The organism is Roseomonas sp. WA12 (genome assembly GCF_054165765.1).
Map to the genome: position 1 here is coordinate 198137 of NZ_JBSTUI010000002.1, position 11978 is coordinate 210114.

Annotated in this window: 13 protein-coding genes and 2 pseudogenes; 10 read left to right on the top strand and 5 right to left on the bottom strand. The window is 66.5% G+C overall.

Annotated features, from left to right (window positions below):
- Window position 1: 1 nt before the first annotated feature.
- A complete protein-coding gene (locus tag ACVBD7_RS23405; RefSeq protein ID WP_458097913.1) occupies window positions 2-832 on the bottom strand; it encodes an ABC transporter ATP-binding protein in 831 nt (276 codons plus the stop codon).
- A 182-nt stretch (window positions 833-1014) separates the two neighbouring features.
- Here ACVBD7_RS23405 and ACVBD7_RS23410 point away from each other — a divergent pair, with 182 nt between their 5' ends.
- The 7 genes and pseudogenes from ACVBD7_RS23410 to ACVBD7_RS23440 form a co-directional block, all read left to right on the top strand.
- On the top strand, window positions 1015-1725 hold the full coding sequence (locus ACVBD7_RS23410) for a GntR family transcriptional regulator (RefSeq protein WP_458097914.1): 711 nt from the start codon (window positions 1015-1017) through the stop codon (window positions 1723-1725).
- A 52-nt stretch (window positions 1726-1777) separates the two neighbouring features.
- Window positions 1778-2560 (top strand): SDR family oxidoreductase, encoded by a 783-nt coding sequence (locus ACVBD7_RS23415; RefSeq protein ID WP_458097915.1) that lies wholly within the window; start codon window positions 1778-1780, stop codon window positions 2558-2560.
- 2 nt (window positions 2561-2562) lie between these two features.
- Window positions 2563-3723 carry a pyridoxal phosphate-dependent aminotransferase gene (locus ACVBD7_RS23420; RefSeq protein ID WP_458097916.1) on the top strand — a complete coding sequence of 387 codons (1161 nt, stop codon included), beginning with the start codon at window positions 2563-2565 and terminating at the stop codon, window positions 3721-3723.
- An 11-nt stretch (window positions 3724-3734) separates the two neighbouring features.
- Entirely contained in the window at window positions 3735-4616 is an 882-nt protein-coding gene (locus tag ACVBD7_RS23425; RefSeq protein WP_458097917.1) for an alpha/beta fold hydrolase, read from the top strand.
- Entirely contained in the window at window positions 4613-5857 is a 1245-nt protein-coding gene (locus ACVBD7_RS23430) for a Zn-dependent hydrolase (RefSeq protein ID WP_458097918.1), read from the top strand. The genes ACVBD7_RS23425 and ACVBD7_RS23430 overlap by 4 nt, the downstream gene beginning before the upstream one ends.
- Window positions 5858-5865: 8 nt before the next feature.
- Window positions 5866-6777 (top strand): cupin domain-containing protein, encoded by a 912-nt coding sequence (locus ACVBD7_RS23435; RefSeq protein ID WP_458097919.1) that lies wholly within the window; start codon window positions 5866-5868, stop codon window positions 6775-6777.
- A gap of 231 nt (window positions 6778-7008) precedes the next feature.
- A pseudogene (locus ACVBD7_RS23440) lies at window positions 7009-7131 on the top strand (hypothetical protein); the annotation flags it as partial.
- A gap of 101 nt (window positions 7132-7232) precedes the next feature.
- On the opposite strand, the gene ACVBD7_RS23445 reads toward ACVBD7_RS23440, so the two are convergent.
- Window positions 7233-7694: a DUF6880 family protein gene (locus ACVBD7_RS23445; RefSeq protein ID WP_458097920.1), complete on the bottom strand. Its 462-nt coding sequence runs from the start codon at window positions 7692-7694 to the stop codon at window positions 7233-7235.
- Here ACVBD7_RS23445 and ACVBD7_RS23450 point away from each other — a divergent pair.
- Window positions 7634-8194, top strand: coding sequence for an IclR family transcriptional regulator domain-containing protein (locus ACVBD7_RS23450; protein WP_458097921.1), 561 nt, complete (start codon window positions 7634-7636; stop codon window positions 8192-8194). The two genes, ACVBD7_RS23445 and ACVBD7_RS23450, sit on opposite strands and share 61 nt — an antisense overlap.
- Here ACVBD7_RS23450 and ACVBD7_RS23455 read toward each other — a convergent pair.
- Window positions 8121-8774, bottom strand: a complete 654-nt coding sequence (locus tag ACVBD7_RS23455; RefSeq protein ID WP_458097922.1) for a hypothetical protein — start codon at window positions 8772-8774, stop codon at window positions 8121-8123. The two genes, ACVBD7_RS23450 and ACVBD7_RS23455, sit on opposite strands and share 74 nt — an antisense overlap.
- 157 nt (window positions 8775-8931) lie before the next feature.
- On the opposite strand from ACVBD7_RS23455, the gene ACVBD7_RS23460 reads away from it, so the two are divergent.
- Window positions 8932-9435 carry a hypothetical protein gene (locus tag ACVBD7_RS23460; protein WP_458097923.1) on the top strand — a complete coding sequence of 168 codons (504 nt, stop codon included), beginning with the start codon at window positions 8932-8934 and terminating at the stop codon, window positions 9433-9435.
- A 386-nt stretch (window positions 9436-9821) separates the two neighbouring features.
- On the opposite strand, the gene ACVBD7_RS23465 is transcribed toward ACVBD7_RS23460, so the two are convergent.
- A complete protein-coding gene (locus ACVBD7_RS23465; RefSeq protein ID WP_458097924.1) occupies window positions 9822-10499 on the bottom strand; it encodes a glutathione S-transferase family protein in 678 nt (225 codons plus the stop codon).
- Here ACVBD7_RS23465 and ACVBD7_RS23470 point away from each other — a divergent pair.
- Window positions 10485-10667: pseudogene (locus ACVBD7_RS23470) on the top strand (hypothetical protein); the annotation flags it as partial. The gene ACVBD7_RS23465 and the pseudogene ACVBD7_RS23470 sit on opposite strands and share 15 nt — an antisense overlap.
- Before the next feature lie 351 nt (window positions 10668-11018).
- On the opposite strand, the gene ACVBD7_RS23475 reads toward ACVBD7_RS23470, so the two are convergent.
- Entirely contained in the window at window positions 11019-11960 is a 942-nt protein-coding gene (locus ACVBD7_RS23475) for a LysR family transcriptional regulator (protein WP_458097925.1), read from the bottom strand.
- Window positions 11961-11978: the final 18 nt, after the last annotated feature.

Sequence of the window (11978 nt, forward strand, 5' to 3'; positions counted from 1 at the left end):
CTCACGCTACTCCCCCCGCGCCATTCGCCATGCCTGCCGAGGCGAAGGACTTCATGCTCTCCTCCTCGATCGCGGCCAGAACCTCGCGCTTAATGGCGATGAACTCAGGTGAGGTAATCAGATCCGCCGAGCGCGGCCGGGGCAGGTTCACGGGTACTGCAAGCTTCACGGCGCCGGGACGCGCTGTCATCACCAGCACCCGGTCGCCGAGGAAGATGGCCTCGTCCACGTCATGGGTGATGAAAAGCACGGTGCGCCGGTGCCGTTCCCACACATCCAGCAGCCAGCGCTGCATCATGCTACGCGTCAGCGCGTCCAGCGCGCCGAAGGGCTCGTCAAGCAGCATCAGCTCGCGCTCGAACAGGAAGGTGCGCATCAGCGCCACCCGCTGCCGCATGCCGCCGGAGAGCTGGTGCGGGTACTGCGCCTCGAAGCCCGACAGGCCGAATTCCGGGATCATACGCACGGCACGTGCCCGGGCCTCCTTGCGGTCTGCGCCCTCGATCTCGTTGGCCAGGATCGCGTTGTCGATCACGCTGCGCCAGGGCAGCAGTAGGTCGCGCTGGGGCATGAAGGAGACGCGGCCGAGCAGCTCACGCGCGTGGCAACCGCGCCCCTTGAAGCGCATCACGCCTCCCGCATCCGGCTCCTCCAGCCCGGCCACCATGTTAAAAAGGGTGCTCTTCCCGCAGCCGCTGGGTCCGACGACCGTGACGAACTCGCCGGCCGGCACGCTCAGGGACAGCCCGCGCACTGCCTGAACGGGGCCGAAGCTTTTATCGATCCCGCGCAGTTCCAGCAGTGAGCTCGTCTCGTCCAGGGGCTCAGCCAACAACCGGGCATCCTTGTATAATAAGCGGGCCGCCGAGCATGCAGACTGGCGGGAACGGCCTGTTTCCAAGCAAGGGGCGTGCCATTTTCAGGCTAAGCAAGCTGGCGGGCCGCGAGACTTGACGGTGACAAGCAACGCCGAAGCTGCTTTTTTGCATGCAGAAGCTGGGGGCTTGCACACACATGAGCGAAGCAGAGGCATTCGAGAGAGCAGCCCGCCCAGAGAACGTGCACGGACCCCTGACCCCTTCGGAGGGAGAGACGCTCGCAAGCGCGCTGCACCACCGCCTGAAGGCCGAGATCTCCCAGGGCCGCCTGGATCCCGGCAGCCGACTGGACGAGCAAGATGTTGCGCAGCGCTTCGGTGTCTCCCGCACCCCCGTGCGCGAAGCATTCCGCCTTCTCGCCTCGAATGGGCTTGTGGAACTGCGCGGGCGTCAGGGCGCCATGGTCCGGAGCATCGGCGTCCACACGCTGATCGAGATGTTTCAGGTTATGGGCGAGTTGGAGGGACTATGCGCCCGCCTCGCCGCCCGCCGCGCCTCCCCGCAGCAGATCGAGCGGATGACCGCGATCCACACACGCCTCGAAGCTGCCGCCGATGCAGGGCCAGATGCCTTCTACGACGTGAACCAGGAGTTCCACGAGGCGATCTACGAAGCCTCCTGCAACGCCTTCCTGGCGGAGGAGACACGCAAGCTCCGCAACCGCGTCGCCACTTATCGCCGCCGGGTCACCCGCATGCCAGACCGGGTGAAAGACACTCTCCGGGAGCATACGGAGATCGTGGACGCGATCAGCCGGCGGGATCCGGAGGGAGCTCATCGCGCGATGCGCGCCCACCTCACCCTCCTGGGGGACAATTTGCTGGACTTCATCGCCGCCTTCGGATGAAGACTGGTATGCAAATTGCTGGTCTTTGCATACGGCATTTTGGAGCCCCGCCTTGAAGCTCGACTTGATTGGCAAGACCGCCCTCATCACTGGTGCCTCGAAGGGCATCGGCCTCGCCTGTGCCGAGGTGCTTGCCGAAGAGGGCTGCCATCTCCACCTTGCCGCCCGCAACGGGGCTGCCATGGAGGCGGCCGCCGCCCGCCTCCGCGCAGAGCACGGGGTTACCGTGACGGTGCATTCGGCCGACCTTGGCACCACCGCCGCAATGGAGGCGCTCGTCGAGGCGGCAGGGCACGTAGACATCCTTGTGAACAACGCCGGCGACATCCCCTCCGGCACCCTCGCCTCCGTCACCGACGAGGCGATCCGCCGCGGCTTCGACCTAAAGGTCTTCGGCTACATCACACTCACCCGCCTCTACTATCCTCGCATGAAGGCCGCCGGTGGGGGCGTGGTGATCAATGTCATCGGCAATTCCGGCGAGAACTGGGATGCCTCCTACTTCGCCGGCTCCACCGGAAATGCCGCCCTCATGTCCTTCTCCAAGGCCATCGGCGGTCGCAGCCTGGATGACGGCATCCGCGTCGTCGGCATCAACCCCGGCCCGGTCGCGACCGACCGCATGCTGAAGATCATGCGCACCAAGGCGATCGACATGCTGGGTGATGCCGAGCGCTGGGAGGAGCTGTTCGACCGCTACCCGGGCAAGCGCCCCGCAACAGCGCGGGAATGCGCGGACCTCGTCGCCTTCATGGCCTCGCCCCGCGCCGGCTACATCACTGGCACGGTCGTTACGATCGATGGCGGCATCGCCGCCCGCGGCTCGGTGATCTAACCATGCCCCCCGACACGAATATCCCGGACGCCACCGAGCGGGCGCTCACCCGCAACCGCTATTTCGACGAGCTGGCCGCGACGCCGGACCTGGCCTGGATGGGCCAGAACACCAACCACATCCCCGCGCACCCCGCCGTGCGCGCGGCCATGATGGCGGCAATCGAGGGCGGCGAGTTTAATGCTTATGCCCCGCCGCTGGGCTTCGAGGCGCTGCGCCGCGCCATTACTGCCGATCTCGGCGTGGCAGGGGCCGAGGCGCTGGTGACGGAGGGCGGGGTGAATGCCCTCGCCCTCGTCTGCCGCGCGCGCTGCAAGCCCGGCACCCGCTTCGTTACGACGGACCCCAGCTGGAAGTGGCCGCTGATGTTCGCCCGCCAGGCCGGCGCCGAGGTGGTGGAAATCCCCATCTACGATGCCAGCACGCATTACAAGCTGACGCCGGAAGCCCTGGCCGCCGCGGTGGATGAGCGCACCACGGTGATCTACCTGGTGGATCCCAACAACCCGTTGGGCATTCGCTACACCGCCGAGGAGATCGCCGCCTTCGCGGCCATTGCCAAGGACTGCGGCGCATTGCTGGCGCATGACTGCACCTATCGCGACTTCGCTGACGGCCACCACCCCGCGCTGAAGGTCGCTCCAGAGCACTCAGTAGTCTCCCTCTCCTTCTCCAAGTGGCTCGGCTTAGCCGGCATGCGGATCGGCGCCCTCGTCACGCCCCGGGCCCTGTTCGGCGAGTTCGCGGCACAGGCCACCAGCGTGCTCGGCGCCAGCGTCATCGCACAGCGCGCGGCGCTCGCCGGCCTCTCCGTCAAGAAGGAATGGATGGAAGAAGTGCGCCGGATCGACACCGCCAACAAGGTGATGGTCCGGGACGCGGCCGCTGCCATCGGCCTCACCTGCCCCGTCTGGCCCAGCCACGGCAACTTCCTGGTGCTGGAGACCGGCGCCGCCGGCCTGCGTCCGGAGGCGCTGGTGGAGGCCGCCCGCCGGCGGGGGATCATGATCCGCCAGGGCACTTATCACACCGAGCGCTTCGGCGACCGCTTCATCAAGGTCAGCACCTCCGTCCCAACGGAGTGGGCCGAGCGGTTGCGCGATGCATTTCCCGCCATCGCGGCGGAGGCGCGCACCCTCAACGACGTCGCGCCGCAATTCTGAGGGCCCACACCATGCCGCGCATCACAACCAGGGATGGCATCAGCCTGCATTACGAGGAGGTGGGCGACGGCACGCCCATCCTCTTCATTCACGAGTTTGGCGGGAATCACGAGAGCTGGGAGCCGCAGCTCCGCCACTTCTCCCGCCGCTATCGCTGCATCACCTATGCCGCCCGCGGCTACCCGCCCTCCGACGTGCCCACGCAGCTGGACCAGTACAGCCAGACCATCGCGGCCGACGACGCCGTCGCCGTGCTCGACGGTCTCGGGATCGAGAAGGCCCATATCGTCGGCCTATCGATGGGCGGCTTCTGCACCCTCCATTTCGGCCTCCGCACGCCCGAGCGCGCGCTCTCCCTCACCATAGCCGGTGCCGGTTATGGCTGCGAGAAGGAGTTCGAAGACTACTTCCGCGGCGTCTCGCTCGAGGTGGCGGACCGCTTCGAGACACTCGGCGCGGAAGCCTTCGCCCCGATCTACGGCTCCGGCGCCTCCCGCGTGCAGTTCCAGAGCAAGGACCCGCTCGGCTGGCAGGAATTCGTCGAGCGCCTCTGCACGCATGACCGCGTCGGCGCCGCCATGACGATGCGCGGTGTCCAGGCCCGTCGTCCCTCCTTTTGGGACCTTGAGGAGGAGCTGAAGCGCATGGCCGTGCCCAGCCTCGTCGTCGTCGGTGACGAGGACGACCACTGCCTGCAGCCCGGCCTTTACCTGAAGAGGACCGTCCCCGCCTGCGGCCTATCCATCTTACCCAAGACCGGCCACACGCTGAACCTGGAGGAGCCCGCCGTCTTCAACGCCCTGCTGTCCGAGTTCTTCGCACAGGTGGAGCACGACGCCTGGATGCCGCGGGACCCGCGCGCCCTGCCCGGGCAGGTGATGAAGACGACGTGATCCCGCGCACCAATGGCGCGCGTCTCTGGCAGCGCCTCATAGAGCTGGCGGAGATCGGCGCCCTGCTTGCGGGCGGGGTGAACCGCCAGGCCCTCTCCGCGGGCGAGACCGAAGCTTGGCACCAAGTCATCGCCTGGGCCGCGGAGGCGGGGATGGAGCCCTCCACCGACCCGGCGGGCAACCTCTTCCTCACCCTGCCCGGCCGCGACCGCAGCCTGCCGCCGCTGCTCATGGGCAGCCATCTCGACACCCAGCCCACCGGCGGCAAGTTCGACGGCGCTTTCGGCGTGCTCGCCGCTCTGGAGGCCGCCCAATCGCTCAGCGGCACCCCGGCCCGAGACGTCACCGTCGTTGCCTGGATGAACGAGGAGGGCAGCCGTTTTGCCCCGGGGATGATGGGATCCGAGGCCTTCGCGGGCGTGCGACCCCTGGCCGACATCCTCGCCACGCCGGATGCAGCGGGCACTAACGTCGCCGACGCCCTAGGCGCCCTGCACGCCGCCTTCCCCGATCTGCCGCGCCGTCCGCTCGGCTTTCCCATCGCCTGGTATCTGGAACCGCACATTGAGCAGGGCCCCGTGCTGGAACAGCACAGCACGCCCATCGGCATCGTCACCGGCATACAGGGCAAGAAGACTTGGGAAATTTTGGTGAACGGCGCCGAGGGGCATGCCGGCACGCTGGACATGGCCGATCGGCAGGATGCGCTTGCCGCCTTCGCACGCATGGCCGACGCGATGTTCCGGGAGATCGGCACCATTGATCCCGTCATCAAGTTCACCATCGGCATGGTGCGGATGGAGCCGAACGCCCCCTCCGTAGTGCCGTCCAGGCTGACCTGCCGTATCGACCTGCGCCACCCCGACAACGCCGTGCTGAACGCCGCGGGCGAGCGACTGGAGGCGATCGCGGCCACCGAAGCCCCGCCCTGCACCGTGCAGGTGAAGCGACTGGTGGATGCCCCCTCGAACCCGTTCAACCCGAGCCTCCGCGGGCGGATCGCGAAAGCGGCTGAGGCGCTCGGCCACGCCGCGATGCCCATTCTCTCTGCTGCCGGCCACGACGCCCGGCACATGGCGCCGCTCTGCCCGACCGCCATGATCTTCATCCCGTGCCGCGATGGAGTCAGCCACGCCGAGCACGAATGGGCCGAGCCCGCCCATGTCGCCGCCGGTGCCGCCGTGCTGGCGGAGGTGGCTGCGGGCCTCGTCCTGGAACCCGGTCCGTGGGAGCCCGTATGATGACAGACATGGCCGACCTGCCCGTGCAGTTCCCCGAGGCGCCGCGTAGCGCCGCCGCAGCGCGGGCCCGATTTTTCAATTCGGGCAATGCCTTCAACATTAAGCTGCCGACTGTGCCGCCGGCCGAATTTTCTGCCGTCCTGGCCGAAGCCGATGCTCCGGATGCTCAGACCGGCCTCTATGCCTGCGACCAGTCAAACGCGCTGGACTGCTCCTTCCCCGCGACCACCCCGCTCATGCTCGCCCGCTACGCCCGTCTGCGCGCCCAGGAAGTGATGACACTGGATCTCGCCGCGAACGGGATCATCGTTCATGTCCTCCGCGGCTGCGGCGGAGCTACGGGTTTCACCTGGGGTGCGGGCGACATCTTCCTGCTGCCAGGAGGCAACCTTGTGCCGCTGCACGCCATAGAGGACAGCCTGCTCTGGATCGTTAGCGATGAGCCCTTGCTAGCGCTGAATGCAACTCGTCCCGGCCCGGCCCCGCTTGCCCCGGTTCACTACCCTGCCGCAGAAATCGAGCGGCAGCTCGCCATCCTCGCCAGCACCACGACCAACCCGGAAACCTCCGGCCTCGCGGTTATCTTCTCCTCGGAGACCTTAGAGGCGGCACGGAACCTCACACCCGTGCTTACCCTGTCCCTGAACACTCTGCCGCCGGGCAAGGCCCAGTTGCCTCACCGGCACAACTCCGCCGCCATCACACTCATCCTCCAGGGCAGAGACTGCCATTCCATGGTGAGCGCCCACCACTGCCCGTGGCAGCCCGGCACCACCCTCGTCACCCCGCCCGGTGAACCCCACTCACACCACAACGCCGGCGATATCCAGGCTCGTTTTCTGATCGTGCAGGATGGCGGGCTACACTATCACGCACGGACCATGGGCTTCGTATTTCTTGAACCCGAGAACTTGGCTTAAGCGCGCCGTTCGAGCATCAGGTGGACTGAACGAGGCGATCGAAGTGACCAGCTCGCCCCCAGACCGACTGCGCATCGGGATTCTTCCGAGCAGAGATCCGACCAGGATTGCCCCGTTCACTAAAAATAGCTCCGGAGTACCCGGCGAAGCGGAAGTCGATGTTCAGAACGAACGCCGCGGGCGGGCACCGGCTGTTTAGGAGCTCGCCTTCGAGGCCGCCTCTCACCCCTCTACGTCAGCGTCATCGAGCGCGGCATCAGCAGTCCCACCTCAGATGTCGTCGAGCGTTTGATCGCTGCCTTCGGCGTGACCCCGCATCAGCCTCTCGCGCTACCCTGGGGTGGACGCTGGTAGACGCTGCACTTCGGCGACCGCCTGAAGCCGGCGACCAACGATGTCTGTACTGGGTCGACTTCAGCCCTTGCGCAGGATCGATGCAGTTTGTCGGCATCCTGCTAGAACCCAACCGTGCGGCCGGGGGTGGTCCGGAACGCTTGCGCGTTAGCCAAGCGATCGGGAACTGAGGCAAAATCCTCGACGTGCACCGCGATGTCTCGACAATCGTGGAAGTGCCGTGTCGCATGCTTGTAGCGGGAGGAGAGGGCGGCACACAGCTTGGCGTCGATCATGGCTCGCCGCAGTAGTGTCGCGGTTAAAGAGGGAAGCTGAGATCGTCCTTCCGGCGGTGGCAGGAGCCGGAGTCCGGGGCTGGAACTGACGAAGAGCCACGCGCTGATGATTCTTCGCACCCTCGTGTTGGAGGGCTGGGTGGCGATGACCGGGAACGGCAGCGCTACGCCCTGGCGCCGGGGCTGCTGCTGGACGTGGCGGCGACGCTGGGGCTGCACTGCCTGCTGTGCCGGGTGAACTGGGTGTAGGGCGGCACTGGGCTGATGATCAACGTACCGGTGGGGCACCGCTACCCGCCCGACGCGCCGTCCCAGATGCGGGCGCGGCTGCGGCGCTGCCGGAGGCGCGGGCCCGGGCCGTTCTGGACGCCATGCCGGTTCGCGCCTTCACCCCGGCGACGCGGACGGACAAGGAGGCCGTCTGGGCCGAGGTTCAAGAGGCGCGGCGGGGTGGCTATGCGGTGGGTCGGATGGAGTACCTGGAGGGGGTGATGAGCATCGCCGTGGCCATCCCCGACGAGGATGGGGCGGTGCGGCTGGTATTGCAGTGCACCGGGGGACATTCGCTCCCCGGTTCGCTGAGGAAGGCGCCGGCGCCGCTACCCGGTCCCGGCGCCGGCCTACCTACCGGATCAGGACGTCCGTTCGACGTCGCGGCGTGGCGTGGCGCGCCTGCATCGGCCGTTCCTGCAGGCGCCGTCGAGTGTCGGAAGATCAACGCTGTCCTGCGCCCGGGGAGCAGGGCGGTGGCGACATCCACAGCACGCGCGCCCCGGGCGGGTCACTGACCTGCGACGTGCCGTCGCGGCGGACCACCGGCGTGGCCGTCAGGGGACGCGGCACGACCCAGCGGCCCTGCTCCACCGAGCGCGGGTGACCGCAGGGGAGGTTGGGGGCGCGGCTGGGCGTGAGGAAAGCTTCCAGCACGTCGCCCGGCTGCGGCACTTGACGCTCGCGCGGGACCGCCAGGCGCAGGCGCCGCGTGCCGTCGAACGGCGGGTCCCATATGCGGGCCCGGTCCGCGAGGGGCCCGGTCGTTTGGACCGGGTTGAAGGGCATGGCGGTATTCAGACAAGGCACCACGAGCGTCAGCGCCGTGCCTGCCGTTACCGGGTCGATCGGCTGCGGCGGCCGGTCAGCGGTCTCGCGGTCGGCGCGGAACACGCGGCGCGCCACCGCCGGGATCGCGCAGCGGTCACCGGCATCAGGCACGAGCGGGCCCGTCACCTCGAAGTGGAGGTGCAAGCTGGCATTGCGCGCGGCGGCGACTGGATCGTGGTACCCGTCCGGCCCCTGTGCGCTCGCACCCCCGGTCGGGACGGGTGTCAGCGCGACGAGGGTCAGGCAGCAAGCCAGCGTCGGTCGCAAGGCGGCCTCCTATCCAGTGTGTTGCCGGAACGATAACATGGCTCCGGGGGCCGTCGTCCCGAGTTTTCGTGGGACTTCCGGCCGTGGCGGAGCCGCCATTGCGGGCGGCTGGCCGAACCAATCGGATAGGCTTGGTCGCGAAGGATGGACGGCGCTGATGGGCATGGAAGACTTGCTTAGGCTGCTGGCCACTCCTCTTCTGTGGGTCATCTTGCTCGTGACCGTCATTCTCGTGATCCGGCGGCGGAGGGCCGAGCACGAGAACGCGCGCGGCTCGGTCGCGCCAGCAGGTCCCGGCGACGCCGCGGCACCGGAGATGGCCATCCCGGTCCAGCGATTGTGGAACACAGCCGGTTTCCTGGGTGAGCACAGCAACCTGTCGCCCAAGCTGTGGATCGCGGCGGACCGGCTGAGGTTCAAGGTGCTCTGGAAGACCCGGGAGATGCGGTTCGCCAATCTCCACGAGGTGCATGTCGACCGGCCGTTAGTAGCGGCCGGCGTGCGAATCTTCTTCCGCTGCCCGCATTGGAGCGGATTACCGTTGCCGAGCTACGGCCTGATCGCGGACGTACCCGACATCGCGACCGCGCGCACCGTCTTGCGCGCGCTGCCGCCAGAGGTCCCCCTCTCCGAAGCCGCCGCTGGCCTGCGCGATCCCTAACGCCGATCGGCAACTTCCGGACGCGTGGCAGGGGAAGAAGGTTCTGCGGCGACCTCGCGGAGTGCCGTTCCAAGCGCCCACTCGATCGCAGGGCCGTGGACGGGAAGCGGCCAACAATGTCCGCTTCCCACCTACTCCGGTCATCTGTCACCGCGGGCGCCTGCTTCCGCCTCATGTTCACCACCCACCAACGACCGTTGCTCGGTGGTGAACACCCTTCGCGCCACTCGACCAACGCCCTCGAACATATCCCGAATGGGCGGTGAGGCGCTCTCAAGGATTGAAGCCAGGCTACGCCCTTTCCCAGATCGCATATAGTTAACCTGCGAGCGCCATCGTGTTCGAGATCGCCCTAGCGACCGCTGATCGTGCCATGATGTCGTCGTTCAACGCTTCACGAAATCGACTTTGTCGAGCTCGGCTCCGACCGCCGCGTGACGCCAGATCCAGCCGAAATGCGCTATGTCGGCAATCGTGTATTCGTCACCAGGGATGTAGCGATGGTGCTTCAGCTTGCCATTGAAGACGGAGAGCGCCCGATCTACTTCTTTCAGCGCCAGCTTCCTCGCGTCCGCACTCGGCCCTTTCTGCATTCGAAGGAGGAAGGCGTGGAGGAACGCCGGGCTGAGGCCAGACGTATGGAAGAAGAGCTGTTCGAAAACCCTGCCGCGCTGCACTGCGTCGGTTGGCAGCAATCGGTCAGCCTTCTCAGCCAGATAGACCAGGATCGCCGCAGATTCGCTGAGGATGACGTCGCCGCCACTCGCCGGCGAATGGTCGATGAGCACGGGAACCTTGCTGTTTGGATTTAGGGCCGTAAAGGCATCGCTTCTCTGTTCACCGCGACGGAGGTCGACGGGAACGAGGCGATAGGGCAGAGCCATCTCCTCAGCAGCGATGACGACCTTGACGGTATTGGGTGTCGAAAAACCATAAATCTCGAACGTTTCAGTTTTCCTGTTCGGCTGGCCAAAGTGACCGACGACGCTTCGGCCTCGCATCAGCCGCGACGAGCATCGAGGCTGAAGCGTCCGCCACCAAAGGCGACCACGGGCAATGGCCATCACATGATCAACAAGGCAGATACCCTGGCCATCTATCTAGAGGTCGGCTCGCGGATCTATGCCGACCTGACCACCTGCTCGGACATCGACGTGATGAGTGCGAACGCTGACGGCCGGTTCGTGCACAAGGATGGCGGCCCGTACCCTGACGCATCGTCATCCAGTTGAGATCAAATGTGCCGGTATGCACTCGGACAAGGTATGCGCCCGGACGAAGCATCCGACGCACCTTATGGAAGGCCTCCTGAACGAGTTGCCGGAAACGCGGGGCAGGCCGGAGCGGAACGGGATTTCCGGTACCGGCCACAATCCAGCCGCTGCAATGCACCGGGGCCGCCAGCGCCGGAGCGTCGTTGACGCCGTCGCCCACCATGACGAATGTCCTAGGGGCCCGGAGCGCCCCGATCTCCCGCAGCTTGTCGCCCGGCAAGAGTCAGGGAGGACAGCAAGGCTTTAGGAACTTCTCTCGGCCGCCGCGGCCACAGCGGTACGCAGAGATGTGGCGCCGAATGTACCTCCTCAGGTCACGTCCCAATCGAAATCGCAGCACTGCTGCACAAGCCGGATCACGTGTTCGGTAAACGCGTCCGGTGCGTCCACGCGGGAGACAAAGAAATACTGTGCCGCGGGAATGGCCGGTACCGTTCGGAAGACCCTGAGGCGGCCTGTTTCGACCTCGGGCCGGACGTGACGCTCGGATAGGAACGACACACCAAGACCGGCCACCGTCAGTGCCGTCAGCACGTGAAGACTGTTGCACTTGACGACGCGGCTGAACCGGACGCCGCTGGTGTGAAACCAGTCGAAGAGCAGCTTCTGCAATCCGGAACTGTCACCCTGTGTGAGGACCGGGTAGTTGGCGATCTCGGCGAGCGGCACGACGTCGCCCTTCGGCCCCATGCCCGGCGCTGCAGCCCAATGCAGCGTCACGCTGTTCAGCGGCACGGTTCTTAGGTTCCCGTCCGTCGGCGGATTGAGGCCGATTACGAAGTCCAGCCGCCGGTCGGCCAGCTTGTCGAACAGTGCGCCGCTCGCGTCGATTTCCGGCTCTGGCACGACCAGCGGATAGACTTCCCGGATCCGGTCGATGAGCCTGGGCAGCCAGGTGAGCGCGATCATCTCGGTCACCCCGAAGCGGACCGGTCCATCGAACACCCTAGGTCCGATGGCGGCCTCCCTGAACCGGGCCTCTGCTGCCAGCAGGTCCGAGGCGAGGGGCAGGAGCCGACTTCCAAGGCTCGTCAGGGTCACTGCCCGGCCGCCACGGTCGAAGAGGGCGGCGGGCACGGCCGCCTCCAGCTCGATGATCCGCTTCGACAATGTGGACTGTGCGAGGTGCAGCCGCTCTGCAGCCTCGACAACGCTTCCTAGCGTCGCGACCCAGTAGAAGGCTTCAGCCTGCTTCAGCGTGATTATGGGACGACCTTCCATTCCATTATGGAAGAAAAGCGATGGATGCATGGAATTATATTCGCTTTC

Excerpts from the sequence above, each read along its gene's own strand:
- ACVBD7_RS23410 (WP_458097914.1), top strand. The coding sequence starts at position 1,015 with ATGAGCGAAGCAGAGGCATTCGAGAGAGCAGCCCGCCCAGAGAACGTG.
- ACVBD7_RS23425 (WP_458097917.1), top strand. The coding sequence starts at position 3,735 with ATGCCGCGCATCACAACCAGGGATGGCATCAGCCTGCATTACGAGGAG.
- ACVBD7_RS23465 (WP_458097924.1), bottom strand. The coding sequence starts at position 10,499 with ATGGCCATTGCCCGTGGTCGCCTTTGGTGGCGGACGCTTCAGCCTCGA.
- ACVBD7_RS23435 (WP_458097919.1), top strand. The coding sequence starts at position 5,866 with ATGGCCGACCTGCCCGTGCAGTTCCCCGAGGCGCCGCGTAGCGCCGCC.
- ACVBD7_RS23420 (WP_458097916.1), top strand. The coding sequence starts at position 2,563 with ATGCCCCCCGACACGAATATCCCGGACGCCACCGAGCGGGCGCTCACC.
- ACVBD7_RS23475 (WP_458097925.1), bottom strand. The coding sequence starts at position 11,960 with ATGCATCCATCGCTTTTCTTCCATAATGGAATGGAAGGTCGTCCCATA.
- ACVBD7_RS23460 (WP_458097923.1), top strand. The coding sequence starts at position 8,932 with ATGGGCATGGAAGACTTGCTTAGGCTGCTGGCCACTCCTCTTCTGTGG.